The sequence below is a fragment of the Telluria sp. ZB4P34 genome, assembly GCF_059686055.1.
Window position 1 is genome coordinate 460,269 of record NZ_JCASIF010000001.1, and the last position, 17,250, is coordinate 477,518.

General features: G+C 69.0%; 13 protein-coding genes. 8 read left to right on the plus strand and 5 right to left on the minus strand.

Annotated features, from left to right (window positions below; translation table 11 throughout):
- Positions 1-247: 247 nt before the first annotated feature.
- Positions 248-2,167, minus strand: a complete 1,920-nt coding sequence (htpG, locus tag AC56KL_RS02030; RefSeq protein ID WP_497178470.1) for a molecular chaperone HtpG — start codon at positions 2,165-2,167, stop codon at positions 248-250.
- A gap of 192 nt (positions 2,168-2,359) precedes the next feature.
- Between htpG and AC56KL_RS02035 the strand changes: the two genes are divergently transcribed.
- Entirely contained in the window at positions 2,360-2,842 is a 483-nt protein-coding gene (locus AC56KL_RS02035) for a VOC family protein (RefSeq protein WP_497178471.1), read from the plus strand.
- Here AC56KL_RS02035 and AC56KL_RS02040 read toward each other — a convergent pair.
- Entirely contained in the window at positions 2,839-4,272 is a 1,434-nt protein-coding gene (locus tag AC56KL_RS02040; RefSeq protein ID WP_497178472.1) for an aminotransferase-like domain-containing protein, read from the minus strand. The genes AC56KL_RS02035 and AC56KL_RS02040 overlap by 4 nt on opposite strands.
- Positions 4,273-4,386: 114 nt before the next feature.
- On the opposite strand from AC56KL_RS02040, the gene AC56KL_RS02045 reads away from it, so the two are divergent.
- The 4 genes from AC56KL_RS02045 to AC56KL_RS02060 all read left to right on the plus strand — a co-directional run bounded on the left by AC56KL_RS02045 (position 4,387) and on the right by AC56KL_RS02060 (position 8,752).
- Positions 4,387-5,310, plus strand: coding sequence for a DMT family transporter (locus AC56KL_RS02045; RefSeq protein WP_497178473.1), 924 nt, complete (start codon positions 4,387-4,389; stop codon positions 5,308-5,310).
- 67 nt (positions 5,311-5,377) lie between these two features.
- Positions 5,378-5,839: a RidA family protein gene (locus AC56KL_RS02050; protein ID WP_497178474.1), complete on the plus strand. Its 462-nt coding sequence runs from the start codon at positions 5,378-5,380 to the stop codon at positions 5,837-5,839.
- 208 nt (positions 5,840-6,047) lie between these two features.
- Positions 6,048-7,241, plus strand: a complete 1,194-nt coding sequence (locus AC56KL_RS02055) for an aminotransferase-like domain-containing protein (protein WP_497178475.1) — start codon at positions 6,048-6,050, stop codon at positions 7,239-7,241.
- Between the two features lie 182 nt (positions 7,242-7,423).
- A complete protein-coding gene (locus tag AC56KL_RS02060) occupies positions 7,424-8,752 on the plus strand; it encodes a diguanylate cyclase (RefSeq protein ID WP_497178476.1) in 1,329 nt (442 codons plus the stop codon).
- Between the two features lie 16 nt (positions 8,753-8,768).
- On the opposite strand, the gene AC56KL_RS02065 is transcribed toward AC56KL_RS02060, so the two are convergent.
- The 3 genes from AC56KL_RS02065 to AC56KL_RS02075 are packed head-to-tail and all read right to left on the minus strand — an operon-like array spanning position 8,769 to position 13,511.
- Positions 8,769-10,340: an FGGY-family carbohydrate kinase gene (locus AC56KL_RS02065; RefSeq protein ID WP_497178477.1), complete on the minus strand. Its 1,572-nt coding sequence runs from the start codon at positions 10,338-10,340 to the stop codon at positions 8,769-8,771.
- The gene (locus AC56KL_RS02070) at positions 10,321-11,919 is read right to left on the minus strand and encodes a glycerol-3-phosphate dehydrogenase/oxidase (RefSeq protein WP_497178478.1); all 1,599 of its coding nucleotides are present in this window, start codon (positions 11,917-11,919) and stop codon (positions 10,321-10,323) included. Before AC56KL_RS02070 ends, AC56KL_RS02065 begins: the two co-directional genes overlap by 20 nt.
- Positions 11,916-13,511 (minus strand): FAD-binding oxidoreductase, encoded by a 1,596-nt coding sequence (locus AC56KL_RS02075; protein ID WP_497178479.1) that lies wholly within the window; start codon positions 13,509-13,511, stop codon positions 11,916-11,918. The genes AC56KL_RS02070 and AC56KL_RS02075 overlap by 4 nt, the downstream gene beginning before the upstream one ends.
- Before the next feature lie 88 nt (positions 13,512-13,599).
- Here AC56KL_RS02075 and AC56KL_RS02080 point away from each other — a divergent pair, with 88 nt between their 5' ends.
- The 3 genes from AC56KL_RS02080 to AC56KL_RS02090 all read left to right on the plus strand — a co-directional run bounded on the left by AC56KL_RS02080 (position 13,600) and on the right by AC56KL_RS02090 (position 17,243).
- Positions 13,600-14,649, plus strand: a complete 1,050-nt coding sequence (locus AC56KL_RS02080) for an AraC family transcriptional regulator (RefSeq protein WP_497178480.1) — start codon at positions 13,600-13,602, stop codon at positions 14,647-14,649.
- An 87-nt stretch (positions 14,650-14,736) separates the two neighbouring features.
- Positions 14,737-15,510 (plus strand): alpha/beta fold hydrolase, encoded by a 774-nt coding sequence (locus tag AC56KL_RS02085; RefSeq protein ID WP_497178481.1) that lies wholly within the window; start codon positions 14,737-14,739, stop codon positions 15,508-15,510.
- Positions 15,511-15,629: 119 nt separating this feature from the next.
- The gene (locus AC56KL_RS02090) at positions 15,630-17,243 is read left to right on the plus strand and encodes a GMC family oxidoreductase (RefSeq protein ID WP_497178482.1); all 1,614 of its coding nucleotides are present in this window, start codon (positions 15,630-15,632) and stop codon (positions 17,241-17,243) included.
- The last annotated feature ends 7 nt before the right edge of the window (positions 17,244-17,250 follow it).

The window sequence follows — 17,250 nt, forward strand, 5'->3', positions numbered from 1 at the left end:
CAGCGCTCGTAGCGTGGGCGGCTACACCCTGGAGTGCGATCTGCCTGCGGCATCGGGGCCGCCCGCGCGTTCAAGCAGCCGTAGCGGATCGATGTGCGTCTCTATGCCACTGTGAGTTGAACGCGCGGGCGGCATCCGGGCTAGTGGCTGACCGGGCCTTGTGGTGTAGCCGCCCACCCTACGCCAAGCGTAAACAAAAGACCGGGGCGCGCGGCCCCGGTTCATGGTCTTCCCGTCCAAACGACGCTTACTTCGCGCCCGCCAGCAGCATCTCGTTCAGGCGTTTCACGAACGAGGCCGGGTCGCCCAGGCTGCCGCCTTCGGCCAGCATGGCCTGGTCGAACAGGATGTGCGACCAGTCGGCGAAGCGCGCGCCTTCGGCATCCTCGTACTTCAGGCGCGTCACCAGCGGGTGGTTCGGGTTGATCTCGAGAATCGGCTTCGATTCCGGCGCGTTCTGGCCGGCCGCTTTCAGCATGCGCAGCAGGTTACCCGACAGCTCGTTCTCGTCCGCGACCAGGCAGGCCGGCGAATCGGTCAGGCGGAAGCTCACGCGCACGTCCTTGGCCTTCTCGGCCAGCGCCCCCTTCATCTTCTCGACCAGCTCCTTGTAGCCGGCTTCCGTCTCTGCATGCTCTTTCTTCTCGGCTTCGTCCTCGAGGGCGCCCAGGTCCAGGCCGCCCTTGGCGACCGACACCAGTTCCTTGCCGTCGAACTCGTTCAGGAAGGACAGCATCCATTCGTCGACGCGGTCCGTCATCAGGAGCACTTCGACGCCCTTCTTGCGGAAGATTTCCAGGTGGGGGCTGTTCTTGGCCGCGTTGTAGTTGTCGGCAGTGACGTAGTAGATCTTGTCCTGGCCTTCCTTCATGCGCCCGATGTAGTCCGCAAACGAGACGCCCTGCTCGTCCGACTCGCTGGCGGTGGAGGCGAAGCGCAGCAGCTTGGCGATGCGGTCCTTGTTGGTCGCGTCCTCGCCGATGCCCTCCTTCAGGACCTGGCCGAACTCCTTCCAGAACGTGGTGTACTTATCCTTGCCGGCCTGCTCTTCCGAGTTGGCCATCTCTTCCAGCATGCCCAGCACGCGCTTGGTCGAGCCTTCGCGGATCACGCGCACGTCGCGCGACTCCTGCAGGATCTCGCGCGAGACGTTCAGCGGCAGGTCGCTCGAGTCGATCACGCCCTTGACGAAGCGCAGGTAGGTCGGCATCAGCTGCTCGGCGTCGTCCATGATGAACACGCGCTTCACGTACAGCTTGATGCCGGCGCGCTTGTTGCGGTCCCACAGGTCGAAGGGCGCATGGGCCGGCACATACAGCAGCTGGGTGTACTCGCTGCGGCCTTCCACGCGGTTGTGGGTGTGGGCCAGCGGGTCCTGGAAGTCGTGCGAGACGTGCTTGTAGAACTCCTTGTACTGCTCTTCCGTGATCTCGCTCTTGGTGCGGGCCCACAGCGCGCTGGCCTGGTTCACGGTCTCGAATTCGTCCGTCAAGACGGTCTGCTTCTTCTCTTCATCCCACTCTTCCTTCTGCATCACGATCGGCAGCGAGATGTGGTCCGAGTACTTGCGGATGATCGACTTGAGCTTCCACGAGGACAGCAGCTCTTCCTCGCCGGCGCGCAGGTGCAGGATCACGTCGGTGCCGCGACCGGCCTTCTCGATCGGTTCGACGCTGTAGTCGCCCTCCCCCGTCGACTCCCAGCGCACGCCTTCCGAGGCGAACGCGCCGGCGCGGCGGGTGTTGACGATGACTTTCTCGGCCACGATGAAGGCCGAATAGAAGCCGACGCCGAACTGGCCGATCAGGGCGGCATCCTGCTGCTGGTCGCCCGACAGCTTGCTGAAGAATTCCTTGGTGCCCGACTTGGCGATGGTGCCCAGGTGGGCGACCACTTCGTCGCGGCTCATGCCGATGCCGTTGTCGGAAATCGTCAGGGTGCGCGCGTCCTTGTCGAAGCTGACCTTGATTTTCAGTTCATGGTCGTTGCCGTACAGGGCGTCGTTGTTGATCGCTTCGAAGCGCAGCTTGTCGGCGGCGTCGGAAGCGTTCGAGATCAGCTCGCGCAGGAAGATCTCCTTGTTCGAATACAAGGAGTGGATCATGAGCTGCAACAGCTGTTTTACTTCTGCCTGGAAGCCAAGGGTTTCTTTTTCGGCAACTGCCATCTTATTCCTCGTTAAAAAAACATGGGTGGGGTGGTCCAACTCGGGGGCATATAAGGATGCCGACACCGATTTCAAGAGTCTTTCTGGCAAGTTTTTGCGCTGGGCGCTCTTTTTTCGCGCTGCGTGTCGAATCCGGCCGGCGCCGTTCGTCGTCCTGGCAGCGGCACCCACAACCAGAACAGGAGATTCATCATGAACGAGGCAATACGACCCATCCCGGCAGGCTTTCACAGCGTCACCCCGCACCTTGTCTGCGAAGGCGCGGCCAAGGCCCTCGACTTCTACCGCGACTGCTTCGGCGCGGTAGAAGTCGCGCGCATGCCCGGCCCGGGCGGCAAGATCATGCATGCAGAGATGCGCATCGGCGATTCGCTCGTCATGCTGTGCGACGACTTCCCAGAATTCGGCAGCCGCGGCCCGCTCGCCCTTGGCGGTTCGACCGTCGTCATCCACCTGTACGTACGGGACGCCGACGCCGCATGGGAACGCGCCATGGCGGCCGGCGCCAGGCCCCTGATGCCGCTGGGCGACGCCTTCTGGGGCGACCGCTACGGCCAGCTGGTCGATCCCTTCGGCCACCGCTGGGCCATCGCCACCCACATCCGCGACATGACGCCGCAGGAGATCGAAGACGCGATGGCCAGGGAAATGCCGACCGGCTGCGGGAACGCCTAAAGCAGGCGCCCGAGCAGGCGTAGCGCCTGCGCGTCCTGCAGCGCCGCCACGTTCAGGCGCATGCGGGTCGAGGGCAGTTGGCTCGGCGAGAACAGGCTGCCCGGCGCCAGCAGCAGGTCCTGCTGCATGGCGCGCGCGGCCAGCTCGCTGGTGTCGCGCCCCGCATCGACCCAGATGAACATGCCCGCGCCCGGGGTGGGCACCGGCCGCAGACCAAGCGCCTCCAGCTCGCGCAGGGCCTTAGGGCGTGCTGCATCCAGCCGGTTGCGTACCCGGTCCAGGTGCTTGCGGTACAGTCCTTCGGACAGGATCTTGTACACCACGCGCTCGCCAATGTCGCTGGTGGTGAGCGTGGCCAGCATCTTGCGGTCGGCCAGGCGCGCCGCGCGTTCGCTGGAGGCCGCGATGAAGCCGACCCGCAGGTTCGGCGCCATCGATTTCGAGAAGCCGCCCAGGTAGATCACATGGCGCAAGCCATCCAGCGCCGCCAGCCGGGTCGCGTTCCCGGGGTGCAGGTCCGCATAGATGTCGTCCTCCACCACCGTGAAGCCGTGCTGCTCGGCCAGCCGCAGCACCTGGAAGGCTCTCGATGCCGAGATCGAGCTCGAGGTCGGGTTGTGCAGCACCGAGTTGATCACGTACAGGCAGGGCCGGTAGCGGGCCGCCAGCTCGGCCAGCTGTTCCAGGTCGGGGCCGTCGGCCAGGCGGCGCACGCCGACCACATTCAGGCCCATGGCCGCGAAGGAACCGAACATCAGGAACCAGGCGGGATCGTCGACCAGGATGGTGTCGCCCGGCCGGCAGAACTCGCGCGCGACCAGGTCGAGCCCCTGGGTCACCCCGAGCGTCATGACGATCTGCTCGGGCGGCGCTTCGATCTCGAACTCGGCCAGCTTGAGGCGCAGCTGCTGGCGCAGCGGCAGGAAACCCTGTGGCGCGCCATAGCCGAGGAAGGCGGCGCTGTTCTGCCGGCTCAGGCTCCCCAATGCCTTGGCCACGGCGGCGCCGTCGAGCCAGTCGGCCGGCAGCACGCCGGCGCCGGGCGACAGCTGCAGCGGGGCCTGGCGGAACAGGTTGCGGATCAGCCAGGCCACGTCGAGCGCGGCGGCGCCCGGCGTGCCGGCGCCCGCCGCGGCCTTGCGCTCGGCCCCTGCTCCAGCCCCGGCCGACGCCGGCTGCGCCCGCTCGCGCACGAAAAAACCGGCGCCCCGCCGCGAATCGAGGTAGCCCTGGGCTACCAGCCGGTCATAGCTGGCCACGACGGTGAACGGCGACACCTCGTGCGCCTGGGCGAACTGGCGGATCGAGGGCATGCGCGCACCGGGCCGCAGCAGGCGCTCATCGATACGCGCGGCCACCGCGCGCACGATCTGGTCGGCCAGGGGCTCGCTGCTCGCGCGCGCAAGGGTCAAGAGGGGCGTATTGGTCATGTCGCCATCACAGTGAATCAATTAAATGCGCAAGTGTACTGGGACTGTATTGGTCCGCAGCGCTAGCATAGACCCCTATCCCAGCCCGTTGCAAGCATTGTCCAAAGGAGTCCCATGTCCAGCGCCAGCCCTGCCGCCCCATCCACATTAATATCGACGACCAATGGACGCGACGAGAGCCGCGGCATGCTGCTCGGCCTGATCGGCGTGGCGATGTTCAGCCTGACCATGCCCTTCACCCGCCTGGCGGTGGCCGAACTCGACCCGGTCTTCATCGCGCTCGGCCGCGCGCTCGGCGCCGCCGTGCTGGCGGCCGCATGGCTGGCCTGGCGCCGCGCGCCGCTGCCGTCGCGCCAGGCCATGGCGCCGCTGGCGCTGGTGGCAGGCGGCTGCATCGTCGGTTTTCCGCTGCTGACCTCGATCGCCCTGCGCACCGTGCCCGCCGCGCACGGCGCCCTGCTGGTCGGCGTGCTGCCCCTGGTCACGGCGCTGTACTCCGCACTGCGCGGCTACGAGCGGCCCTCGCGCGGCTTCTGGGGCTTGGCCCTGCTCGGCTCCGGCCTGGTGATCGCTTTTGCCCTGGCCCAGGGCGGGGGCAGCCTGCACCTGGCCGACCTGCTGCTGTTCGGCGCTGTCGTCTCGGCCGCGGTCGGCTATGCCGAGGGCGGCCGCCTGTCGCGCAGCCTGGGCGGGCCCGAAACCATCTGCTGGGCGCTGGTGCTGGCGGCGCCCGTGCTGCTTCCCGTGCTGCTGTGGCACGGCATCCCGATTCTTGCCGGCGTGGGTCCCGCGGCCTGGTTCGCCTTCGCCTATGTGACGGCGATCTCGATGTTCGTCGGCTTCTTCTTCTGGTACCGCGGCCTGGCGCTGGGCGGGGTGGCGCGGGTGGGCCAGGTGCAGCTGCTGCAGCCCTTCCTGAGCCTGGTCGGCGCGGCCGTGCTGCTGGGCGAGACCCTGACCCTGGCCAACTGCGCCTTCGCGCTGGCGGTGGCCGCCGTCGTGTTCGGGGGACGCCGGATGGCGGTACGGCAGCAGTAGTCATGCCGTTTCCGGCCGGTGGACGTACAATACCGGCTTCTTTCACCAGAAGAGCATATCGATCACCATGTCCGTCTACGACAAACTCAAAGAACTGAACATCACCCTGGCCGCGCCGGCCACCCCGGCCGCCGCCTACGTCATGTACGTGCAGACCGGCAATCTCGTGTTCATCTCGGGCCACATCGCCAAGAACGCGGATGGCTCGCCCAACGCGGGCATCCTGGGCCGCGACAAGACCACCGCCGACGGCCAGGCCGCCGCACGCTCGGTCGCCATCGACCTGATCGGCACCCTGCAGGAAGCCGTGGGCGGCGACCTGAACCGCGTCAAGCGCATCGTCAAGGTGATGAGCCTGGTCGCCTCGACCCCGGAATACAACGAACAGCACCTGGTCACCAACGGCTGCTCGGAACTGATCGGCGAGCTGTTCGGCGACGCCGGCAAGCATGCCCGCTCCGCCTTCGGCGTGGCCTCGCTGCCGCGCGGCACCTGCGTCGAGATCGAGATGATCGCCGAAGTGGCGTGAAGATAGCGCGCCTGATAAGGCCCCCAGGGCAAGGCGCATCGTCGAAGACTGTACGCCAGTACGGCGAGACGAATGCAACGCAGCACTGGGGGGCTTGTGAGGCGCGAGCGGGCTGGGCCTATCCGGCCCGGCCTTCCCTGAAGCCGCCTACCCGGCTGCTTTATAATGTCCGGCACTACCCGTGCGGTCCGTCCCTAGAGAGCCAAGTATGAAAATCGAGAATCCAAACCCCATCCAGTGGCAGTTTTCGGAGCGCGCGCAGCAGCTGCAAAGCTCGTTCATCCGCGAGATCCTGAAGATCACCCAGCGTCCGGAGATCATCTCCTTCGCCGGCGGCCTGCCTTCGCCCGCCACCTTCCCGGTCGAGCGCATGAAGGAAGCGTACGACAAGGTCCTGACCGACGCCGGCAAGGTCGCGCTGCAGTACGGCCCGACCGACGGCTACGGCCCGCTGCGCGAATGGATCGCGAATTCTCTTTCCACGGAAGGCAGCCGCATCCTGCCGGAACAGATCCTGATGACCTCCGGCTCGCAGCAGGCGCTCGACCTGCTGGGCAAGGTTCTGATCGACGAAGGCAGCCGCGTGCTGGTCGAGACCCCGAGCTACCTGGGCGCGCTGCAGGCATTCTCGGTCTACCGTCCTGAATTCAAGTCGGTCGACACGGACGACCACGGCCTGGTGCCGTCCTCGATCGCCGGCGTCGCCGACGGCGCGCGCCTGCTGTACGCGCTGCCGAACTTCCAGAACCCGACCGGCCGCTCGCTGTCCATCGAGCGCCGCCAGGAACTGGTGGAAACCTGCGCCCGGTTCAAGCTGCCGCTGATCGAGGACGATCCCTACGGCACCCTGAGCTACACTGGCGAACCGATGCCGAAAATGGTCGCGATGAACCCGGACGGCGTCATCTACATGGGTTCCTTCTCGAAGGTGCTGACCCCGGGCATCCGCCTCGGCTACGTGTGCGCCCCGCTGCCGCTGGTGCGCCGCCTCGAGCTGGCCAAGCAGGCCGCCGACCTGCACACCGCCCAACTGACCCAGATGGTGGTGCACGAAGTGGTGAAGGACGGCTTCCTCGACCAGCACATCCCGACCATCCGCAAGCTGTACGGCGACCAGTGCCAGGTCATGCTGGACGCGATGGCCGAGCACTTCCCGGCCGGCGTCAGCTGGACCAGGCCGGAAGGCGGCATGTTCATCTGGGTCACCCTGCCGCAGAGCATCGACGCCATGAAACTGCTGGACCAGTCGCTGGCCGCGCGCGTCGCCTTCGTGCCGGGCGCGCCGTTCTACGCCAACGAGCCGGCCACCAACACCCTGCGCCTGTCCTTCGTGACCGTGCCGCCGGAACGCATCCGCGAAGGCATCGCCATCCTGGGCAAGCTGATCAAGGACATGCTCTGAGTCCTTGTCCCCTAAGCACGAATCGAACCGCCGGCCAGCCCGGCGGTTTTGCATTTTCGGCATCATAAGTGGATGCAAGGCAACATTTTAGACACAAGTCGCGCCGAAGGGAGTATGATCCCGGCAGTATTACTTTACGGCAACTAAGCGACTTCATGAATCTTGCCTCTCCAGCGATCAGCGTGCCTACCCGGCAAGCCACGATCCTCATCGTCGACGATGCTCCCGACAGCCTCGAGATGCTCGATGCGATGCTGCGCACCCAGGGCTACCTGACCTTCATCGCCAATTCCGGCGCGCGCGCCCTCGAACTGGCGCAGCGCATCCAGCCCGACCTGATCCTGCTCGACGTCATGATGCCGGGCCTGGACGGCTTCGAAACCTGCCGCCGCCTCAAGGCCCATCCGGAAACGACCGGCATTCCCGTCATCTTCGTCAGCGCCTGCACCGCGACCGACGACGTGGTGTCCGGCTTCGACCATGGCGCCGTCGACTACATTTCCAAGCCGGTGCGCCTGCCGGAAGTCCAGGCTCGCGTGCGCGCCCAGCTGCAGATGCAGTCCAGCAGCCAGCAGCAGATGCGCCAGACGCGCCGCCTGCGCATGATCGTCGAGGGCATGGAAGAAGGATTGATGCTGGTCGGGCCCGACGGACGCATCCAGTACGCCAACCCGGCCACCGAACGCTGCCTGGGCTACTCGGAAACCGAGCTGGCCGGGCGTCCGTTGGCGGGCCTGTTGGCCGAACCTGCCGCGAACGATTATGCGGCCTACTTCGACCGCCGCGACGAGACCAGCCTGGCGCGCTGCCGCGGCACCCGCGAGGTGCTGGTGCAGCGGCCCGACGGCAGCCTGCGCGCGATGGACCTGAGCCTGTCGCCGATGGCCTCGGGGGAGCAGCTGTACGTCGCCCTGCTGCACGACATCACCCACCACAAGCAGTCCGAGACCGCGCTGCAGCGCGCCGCCCTGGTCGACCCGCTGACCGCGATCGCCAACCGCCGCCAGTTCGACGCCTGCCTCGAACGGGAATGGCAGCGCGCCATCCGCACTGCGCGGCCCCTGTCGCTGCTGGTGCTGGACGTCGACCATTTCAAGCTGTTCAACGACCTGCTCGGCCATGCCGCGGGCGACGAGTGCCTGCGGTCGGTGGCAGCCGCGCTGGAGGCGCATGCGCTGCGCGCGACCGACCTCGCGGCGCGTTACGGCGGCGAGGAATTCGTGCTGCTGCTGCCGGACACTCCCCATGCGGGCGCAGCAAGGGTTGCCGAATCCATCCGCGCCGGGATCGAGGCCCTGCGCGTGTCCAACCCCGGCTCCACGACCTCCGACTACGTGACCGTCAGCATCGGCGCCGCCACCTTCCATCCGACTCCGTTCGACGACCTCCGTTCCCTGTTCCTCACCGCCGACCGCGCCATGTACGACGCCAAGGCGGCCGGGCGCAACCGGTCGCTGGCGGTCGAAGGGGGGCATGCGTGGGAAACCATGCAGCGGGCATGCGCCCGCTGACGCTGCACCGGCCGGCTCAGGCGCCAGCCGGATAGCCGGTGATGCGCGCGATGTCGCGGTACATCGGCTGCAGCCGGCGGTACATCTTCAGGTAGACCTCGCGGTACAGCCGGTCGTAGACGGCCCGGTTCGCCGCGATCGGCTCGAACACCCGCCCTACCCGCGTCATGGCCGCGATGGCCGTGCCGAAATCCGGGTACAAGCCCAGTCCGACCGCGGCGTCGATCGCCGCGCCCAGCCCGGAAGTCTCGTACACATGCGGGCGAGAGGTCGGCAGGCCGAAGATGTCGGCCGTGAGCTGCATCGCCGCGTCGCTCTGCGAGCCGCCGCCGGACACCCGCAGCTCCGTGACGCGTACCCCGCCGCGCCGCTCGATGCGCTCCTTACCCTCGCGCAGCGCATAGGCCAGGCCCTCCAGGATGGCCCGGTACACGTGGGCGCGGGTGTGCACGTCGCCGAAGCCGATGATCGCGCCCTTGGCCTCGCGCCCCGGCACCCGGATGCCCGGCGTCCAGTAGGGCTGCAGCATCAGGCCCATTGCGCCGGGCGGCACGGCATTGGCCAGCTCGTCGAACAGGCGCTCCGGCGCCACGTCTTCCAGCAGGGCGCGCGACTGCTCGTGGTGGCCGAACTGCTCCTTGAACCAGCTGACCATCCAGTAGCCGCGGAACACCTGGACTTCCGTGCTGTAGGCGCCCGGAATCGCCGCGGGATACGGCGGTACGAATGGCGTCACCTCGACGTAGCGCGTGGTGGTGGTGTTGATGGTGGCGGTGGTGCCGTAGCTCAGGCAGCCCACGTGGGGCGCGCTGCAGCCGGCCCCGATCACCTCGCAGGCCTTGTCGGCGGCGGCGGCCAGCAGCGGCAAGCCCTCCGGAATGCCGGTCTCGCGGGCCGCCGCGGCGCAAATATGGCCCATGCGCCCGCCCGGCTCGACCAGCTCGGGCAGCATGCGCGGCTCCACCGCCAGCGCCTGCCATTTCCAGTCGCGCCGGCCGGCCCAGCGGCGCCGGCGGTAGTCGAACGGCAGGTAGGCCACCTGGCACCCGGACGAATCCATGAAGCGGCCGCACAGGCGCCAGTTCAGGTAGCCCGACAGCAGCAGGAACTTGTGGGTCGCCTGCCAGACCTCGGGCTGGTGCGCGCGGATCCAGTTGATCTCGGCCTCGCCGCGGAAGTAGTCGATGGTGCCGTGCACCCGCGCCAGCCGGAAGGCGGTGCGCCACAGCGGGCCGATCGGCGGCACCGCCTCGGTCCTGCGCTGGTCCATCCAGGTGATGGCGGGGCGCAGGGCCCTGCCCTCGCGGTCGACGTTGACGACGGTGCCGCGCTGGGTCGTCACTGCCACGCCGGCGATGCGCGCACGGTCGGCGCCCGGCTGCGCCCACAGCTTGCCGCAGGCCTGGCACAGCGCCTGCCAGAAGCCTTCGGGCTCGTGTTCGGACCAGCCGGGGTGTTCGCTGGCGTAGTTCAGCGGCACCTGGGCTTTGGCGACGATCTCGCCGCGCAAGTCGAACAGCAGCGCGCGCACGCTCTGGGTGCCGTTGTCGATGGCGAGGATCAGGGGATCATGGGAGGGATGTTGCATGGGTGGACTCTTGGTGGTCGGGAATGCCGTGGCAGGATGCGCACAGCGCCAGGTAGGCTTCCTGCTCGGTCTCCCAGCGCGCGTCGCTCCAGCCGAGTTCCGGCTGGCAGATGCTGCGGATGCGCGCCATCTGGGCGACGCCGCCGCCACGCAGCTGGATGCCGAGGCGGGTGCGGCGCAGCAGCAGGTCTTCCAGGCGCTGCACGGCTTCGCTGCGCGCCGCCCAGCGCAGCTCGGCCCAGGGTGTGAGCGTGCCGGGAATGGTGTCCAGTTCGCCCGCTTGGGCGGCGTCGACCAGGGCCTGCGCATGGCGGCCGTGACGGCCCGCCAGGCGCCCCAGCACGGCCGGCGCGGTGTTGCGCGCGCCGCGCGGCCCCTGCGGCACGGCCTGCGGTGCGAACACCTGCCGCGGCGCCAGGTCCGCATGCCAGTCGGGCAGCTGGCGCGCCACGTGGCGCAGCGTGTCGAGGGCGATGGCGCGGAAAGTGGTCAGCTTGCCGCCGGTGACGGCGACCAGGCCCGGTTCGTCCCATACCAGGTGGGCGCGCGTCTCCTTCGACGGCGCACCCCGGCTGCCGCCGTCGAGCACGGGGCGCACGCCGGCATAGGTGGCCAGCACGTCGCCGTCCTGCAAGCCCAGCTGGGGAAACTGCGCCCGCAGCGCCGCCATCAGGTAGTCGAACTCGGCGCGCGTGATGCGCGGCTCGCGCGCCAGGCCGCCGGCATGGTCGACGTCGGTCGTGCCGACCAGCGTCACGCCCTCCCACGGGAAGGCGAACACCGGCCGGCCGTCGAGCGGATGCATCAGGCTGACCGCCTGCGCCAGCGGCAGGCGCCAGGCCGGCAGCACCAGGTGGCTGCCGCGCAGCGGGCGCAGGCGCGGCGCCCGGCCCTGGGTCCCCTGTCCTTCGATGCCGCCGGCCCAGGCGCCAGTGGCGTTCACCACCACCCGCGCCGCAATGTCTTCGGTTTTTCCGCTGCGCGCGTCTTGCAGCAGCGCGCCCGTCACCTGGCCGTCCTCGCGGCGCAGCGACGTCACGGCCACGTAGTTGCGCGCCTGCCCGCCATGGCGCGCAGCTTCGTCGAGCACCCGCAGCACCAGGCGCGCATCGTCGGTCTTTGCGTCCAGGTAGCGGATGCCCCCGAGCAGCCCTTCGCGCCGGATGTTCGGCGCCAGCATGTGGAAGCGATCGGCATCGAGCCAGTGGGAATCAGGCCCAATGCGATGCCGCCCGGCCAGCAGGTCGTACACGGCCAGTCCCGCCAGGAAACTGCGCCGCTTCGCCCGGCGTCCGCCATAGTCCGGGAAGGCGAAGCCCTGCGGCTCGACCAGTCCGGGCGCATCGCGCAGCAAGGCTTCGCGTTCGCGCACCGATTCGCGCGTCAGGCGCAGCTGTCCCTCGGCAAGGTAGCGCAGGCCGCCGTGCACCAGTTTCGATGAGCGGCTCGAGGTGCCCCAGGCGAAATCGCGCTGCTCGACCAGCAGCGCCTTGAGCCCGCGCCGCGCGGCTTCCAGCAGGATGCCGGCCCCGGTGATGCCGCCGCCGATCACCAGGAGGTCCCATCGGCCTTCCTTCATGGCGCCACCAGCTTGCCGGGGTTCATGCGCCCGTCGGGGTCGACATGGCGGAACAGGGCCGCCATCGCCCCGAGTCCCAGCGCGCCTTTTTCATGCACCAGCCAGGGTGCGTGGTCGACCCCGACCCCGTGCTGGTGGCTGATGGTGCCGCCGGCGGCGACAATGGCCTCCGACACGCGGTCCTTCAGGACGCGCCAGCGCATCAGGTCGGTCTCGAAGTCGCCCGCCAGGCGGAACACGAAGGTGGAATACACGCTCGCGCCCTGCGGATACAGGTGCGACAGGTGGGTGTAGGCGTGCACCCGTTCGCCCCAGGCCTGCAGGGCTTGCGCGGCGGCGCGCTCGATGGCCTCCATCGCTCCCGTCACGCGTGGCCAGTCGAGCGCCGTCTCGACCGTGTCGATCGCGTAGCCGTGCGCCCAGGCGCTATTGCGCAGGTAGACGCTCCGGAAGCGGTTGCGGCGCCAGCGCTCGCCGAGCGCGCGCCCGGCATACACGCCGCCATGGCGGCGCACCAGGCGCAGCGCCGCGCGCAGGGCCGGCAGCGCCTGCGCCCTGGGGCCGGTAGCGCCGATCATCAGCATGCATTTGCCGTCGCTGCAGGAACGCAGCGCCAGCCAGCCTTCCAGCAGGCGCACCAGCCTCGCATGGCCGGCAAGCGTCAGGACCGTCCTCGTTTCGACCGCGTTCGACAGGCGCAGCATCGATAGCGGCAGGCGCGCCTGGGCCAGCTCGCGCACCGACCTCAAAGCCGCCTCCCAGCCCGGGAAGAACACGGCGTGGAAGGCTTCGTGGTGCGGCAGCCGGCTGATGCGCACGGTGGCGTGGGTCAGGATGCCGAGCCGGCCTTCGGAGCCGAGCACCATTTCGCGCAGGTCGATGCCGGCGCTCGACGCGGGAAAGGTTGGAATCTCGAGGGCGCCGGCCGGCGTCTCGACACGCCCGCCCGCGAACAGGTTCTCGATGCGCCCGTAGCGCAATGACTGCTGGCCCGAGGAACGGGTGACCACCCAGCCGCCCAGCGTCGAGTACTCGAAGGATTGCGGGAAGTGGCCGAGGGTGTAGCCGTGTGCGCGCAGCTGGGCTTCCAGGTCAGGCCCGGACACGCCCGCTTCGAAGGTGGCCAGCTGGGCCTCGCGGTCGAGCGCGACCAGCGCGCGCATGCGGCCCATGTCCACCGTCAGCACGGGGCGCGACGCATCCTGGACGCCCAGGTGGCCGGCCACGCTGGTGCCGCCGCCGTAGGGGATCACGGCGGCGCCGTGCTGCGCCGCATACGACAGCAGCGCACGCACCTGTTCCGCGCTTTCAGGGTAGGCCACGGCGTCGGGCGCGGCGTGGACCCGGCCGTAGCGCAGCCGCAGCCAGTCGGGCAGGCTCTGGCCGAGCGCATGCAGGAGCCTGGCCTGCGGGCTGGCGTCGACCAGCGGATGCGCCGGCAGGCGCCCCGGCGGCAGGCCGGCGCAGAGCGCGTCGAAGCCGGCGTCACGGGGCGGGGTGCCCTCGCCCAGGCGTTCGCGCAGGAAGGCGCGCGCTTCCTCGCCCAGCGCCACGTCGACCGCGTCGTCCCCCCAGCCGTTCCATCGCCGCATCCCCGTTTCCCCTTATACTTGCCGTTGCCGCCAGCCATTATTAATGCTGCCAGCCTAAAGGTCCATCGCCCTCGCGTCTTGCGCTTTCATGACACAGCCTTGCTCCATTGCGCCATCCGCCCCGCCGGACGGCGGCCGGGTAACCGGCGCCTACCTGCAGCCGGTCCTCGACACGGCGGCGGCGCAGGGCATCGACGCTGCCCGGCTGGCGCAGGCGGCCGGCGTGTCGCGCGCCGCGCTCGGCGCCGATACCCTGGCGGCGCGCGACTACATCGCGCTGCTGGACGCCGGTGCGCGCCTGGGCGGCGACCCGCACTTCGGCCTGCACGTGGGCGAACGGGTACGCCCCGGCACCTTCTCGGTGTACGGCCTGGTGCTGATGGCCTGCCGCGATTTCGGCCAGGTGCTGGCCCAGACCCAGCGCTACGAACAGCTGGCCCACGACCTCGGCCGCACCCGGCTGGGGGTAGAGGGCGCGGAGGCGCTGTACGGCTGGACCAGCCACTATCCCGCCGCTTCGCGCCACCTGGTGGAAAGCGTATATGCGGGCATCCGCGTGTTCGGCAGCTGGCTGGCCGGGCGGCCGCTCGGTCCGCGCCGCATCGCCTTCGTGCACGGCAGCGACGCGCCCCTCGACGAATACGTGCGCGTGCTCGGCATCGCGCCGCAGTTCGGGGCGCCGGACAACGAGGCGCGCTTCGACGCCGCCCTGCTCGCCGCGCCGGTGCCGAACGCGGACCCGAGCCTGTATCCGGTACTGCGCCAGCACGCCGAGCGCCTGCTGGGCGAGCGCCGCGCCGCGGGCGACGGCATCCTGGCGCAGGTGCGCGCCGCCGTAATCCGCGAGCTCCCGCAAGGCGCGGCGCGGCTGCCGATCCTGGCAGCGCAACTCGGCATGTCGCCGCGCACGCTACAGCGCAAGCTCGCCGACGCCGGCGCCAGCTTCCAGGAAGTGCTCGACGGCGTGCGCTACGAACTGGCGCGCGGCTACCTGCGCCAGCGCGACCTGGGCCTCGTCGACATCGCCTTCCTGCTCGGCTACCAGGAGCAGAGCGCGTTCACCCACGCGTTTCGCGAATGGTCCGGCGTCAACCCGAGCGCCTGGCGCGACACCCAGGCCCAGTACCTGGGGGAATAAGCCCCCATCGGTCAATCGACCGATACCGGCCATCCCGGCCGATCCCTACACTGGTCTCACTTGCCCACCACACCCGAGGAGATCACCATGACCAGTGTTAAACAATCCCTGCGCACCCTTGCCGCCGCCGCCATCCTGGCTGCCACCGGCGCCCATGCCGCCCCGCTCGAAGCCGGCGCCAAGCCATCGGTCGTCATCGTCCACGGCGCCTTCGCCGACGGCTCCGACTGGGCCAAGGTGATCCCGCTGCTGCAGGCCAAGGGCGTCAAGGTCACCGCCGTGCAGAATCCCCTGACCTCGCTGGCCGACGACGCCGCCGCGGCGCGCCGGGCGATCGGGAGCCAGCCCGGCAAGGTGGTGCTGGTCGGCCACTCCTGGGGCGGCACCGTGATCACCGAGGCCGGCCAGCACGAGAAGGTCGGCAGCCTGGTCTACGTCGCCGCATTCGCGCCGGACGCGGGCAAGTCGACCGCCGAGACCGGCGAAGGCTACCCGGCCGCACCCGGCAGCAAGCGCTTCGTCGCCGACACGGAGGGTTTCCTGAGCCTGCCCGAAGCGGCCATGCGTGAAGACTTCGCCCAGGACGTGCCGCGCGCCCAGGCCGCCGTCATGACGGCGACCCAGGGGCCGATCCAGGCCAGGGCCTTCGGCGAGAAGGTCTCCGGCGCGGCCTGGAAGACCAAGCCCTCGTGGTTCATCGTGGCGACCAGGGACCGCATGATCGACCCCGGCCTGCAGCAGGCAATGGCCGGCAAGATCGGCGCCCGCATCACCGCGCTGCCGGCCAGCCACGTGCCCCAGCAATCGCGCCCCGCGGAAGTCGCCAAGGTGATCCTCGAGGCCGTTGCCGCGACCAAGTAAGTCCAGGCGCCGTGGGGCCATGGTGGCAGCTGCCGCCGTGGCCTCGGTCCATCCTGCTGACTTCCATGACGGTGGCGCTGCCCAAGCGCCCAGCATCCATTCTTACCGAACATATCACGATGACACCTGCTGAACCGAACGACAAGGCATTTGCGGAGGCGGTCCGCGCCAACCAGGCCACCCAGTACTGCACCCTGAGAACCCATTACGACTTCATCGTCTGCGGCGCCGGCTCCTCGGGCTCCGTCGTCGCGGGCCGGCTCGCCGAGAACCCGGACGTGCGCGTGCTCCTGCTGGAAGCCGGCGGCGACGATGAGGTCGCCAGCGTGATCGAACCGGCCCAATGGCCGCTCAACCTCGGCTCGGAGCGCGACTGGGGGTTCATGGCAACGCCGAACCCACACCTGAACGGCCGCGCAATCCCGATGAGCATGGGCAAGGTCCTGGGCGGCGGCTCCAGCATCAACGTGATGGTCTGGGCGCGCGGGCACCGCAGCGACTGGAACCATTTCGCCGCCGAGGCCGGCGACGAAGCCTGGAACTACGAATCGGTGCTGAAGATCTACCGCCGCATCGAGGACTGGCACGGCCCGGCCGATCCGGAACGCCGTGGACAGGGGGGCCCGGTCTACGTGGCGCCGGCCAGTCATCCCCAGCCGACCGCCACCCTGATGCTGGATGCGGCCCGCTCGCTCGGCATTCCCACCTTCGACAGCCCGAACGGCGCGATGATGGAAGGCGACGGCGGGGCCGCGATCAACGACCTGCGCATCCGCGACGGCAAGCGCCTGTCGGTGTTCCGTTCGTACACCTATCCGCGCATGGCCCAGCCGAACCTCACCGTGCTCACCCATGCGCAGGTCGCCCGGCTGACCTTCGAAGGCAAGCGCGTCACCGGCGTGGACGTGATCCTCGACGGCCGCCGCGTCTGGTTCGGCGCCACGGGCGAAGTCATCCTGTCGCTGGGCGCGGTGAATACACCGAAGGTCCTGATGCAGTCCGGGATCGGGCCGCGGCGCGAACTGGAACGGCATGGCATCGACGTCGTGCAGCACCTGCCCGGCGTCGGCCAGAACCACCAGGACCACGTGTCCTTCGGCTGCATCTGGGAATACGCCAAACCGCAGCAGGTCGGCAACGGCGGTTCCGAGGCGACCCTGTACTGGAAGAGCGACCCGAGCCTGGACGCGCCCGACATGCTGCACTGCCAGGTCGAGTTCCCGGTGCCGAGCGCGGAGAATGCACAGCACGGCGTGCCCGAACACGGCTGGACCATGTTCGCCGGCCTGGCGCATCCGAAGAGCCGCGGCGAACTGCTGCTCTCCGGTGCAGGTCCGGATGACCCGATGATCATCCGCGCCAACACCCTGTCCGACCCGGACGACCTGGCGGCTGCGCTGGCCAGCGTGCAGATGTGCCGCGACCTGGGCAATGCCGGCGCCTTCGCCGGGCTGGTCAAGGGAGAGAGCATGCCGGGCAAGCTGGGGCGAGAAGCCATGGAACAGTACCTGCGCAACGGCGCCGTCACCTATTGGCACCAGTCTTGCACCGCCAAGATGGGACGGGACGACATGGCGGTGGTCAACAGCGACCTGCAGGTCTATGGCGTCGAGGGCCTGCGTGTCGCCGATGCTTCGATCATGCCGCGCATTACCACCGGCAACACCATGGCGCCCTGCGTCGTCATCGGAGAACGGGCGGCTGAACTCGTCAAGGCGAGGCACATGCTGTAAAGTTCCG

What these genes read in the sequence shown, in the direction of transcription:
- htpG (WP_497178470.1), bottom strand. Translation starts at nt 2,167, where the DNA reads ATGGCAGTTGCCGAAAAAGAAACCCTTGGCTTCCAGGCAGAAGTAAAA.
- AC56KL_RS02085 (WP_497178481.1), top strand. Translation starts at nt 14,737, where the DNA reads ATGACCAGTGTTAAACAATCCCTGCGCACCCTTGCCGCCGCCGCCATC.
- AC56KL_RS02045 (WP_497178473.1), top strand. Translation starts at nt 4,387, where the DNA reads ATGTCCAGCGCCAGCCCTGCCGCCCCATCCACATTAATATCGACGACC.
- AC56KL_RS02040 (WP_497178472.1), bottom strand. Translation starts at nt 4,272, where the DNA reads ATGACCAATACGCCCCTCTTGACCCTTGCGCGCGCGAGCAGCGAGCCC.
- AC56KL_RS02065 (WP_497178477.1), bottom strand. Translation starts at nt 10,340, where the DNA reads ATGCAACATCCCTCCCATGATCCCCTGATCCTCGCCATCGACAACGGC.
- AC56KL_RS02070 (WP_497178478.1), bottom strand. Translation starts at nt 11,919, where the DNA reads ATGAAGGAAGGCCGATGGGACCTCCTGGTGATCGGCGGCGGCATCACC.
- AC56KL_RS02075 (WP_497178479.1), bottom strand. Translation starts at nt 13,511, where the DNA reads ATGCGGCGATGGAACGGCTGGGGGGACGACGCGGTCGACGTGGCGCTG.
- AC56KL_RS02090 (WP_497178482.1), top strand. Translation starts at nt 15,630, where the DNA reads ATGACACCTGCTGAACCGAACGACAAGGCATTTGCGGAGGCGGTCCGC.
- AC56KL_RS02055 (WP_497178475.1), top strand. Translation starts at nt 6,048, where the DNA reads ATGAAAATCGAGAATCCAAACCCCATCCAGTGGCAGTTTTCGGAGCGC.
- AC56KL_RS02080 (WP_497178480.1), top strand. Translation starts at nt 13,600, where the DNA reads ATGACACAGCCTTGCTCCATTGCGCCATCCGCCCCGCCGGACGGCGGC.
- AC56KL_RS02050 (WP_497178474.1), top strand. Translation starts at nt 5,378, where the DNA reads ATGTCCGTCTACGACAAACTCAAAGAACTGAACATCACCCTGGCCGCG.
- AC56KL_RS02035 (WP_497178471.1), top strand. Translation starts at nt 2,360, where the DNA reads ATGAACGAGGCAATACGACCCATCCCGGCAGGCTTTCACAGCGTCACC.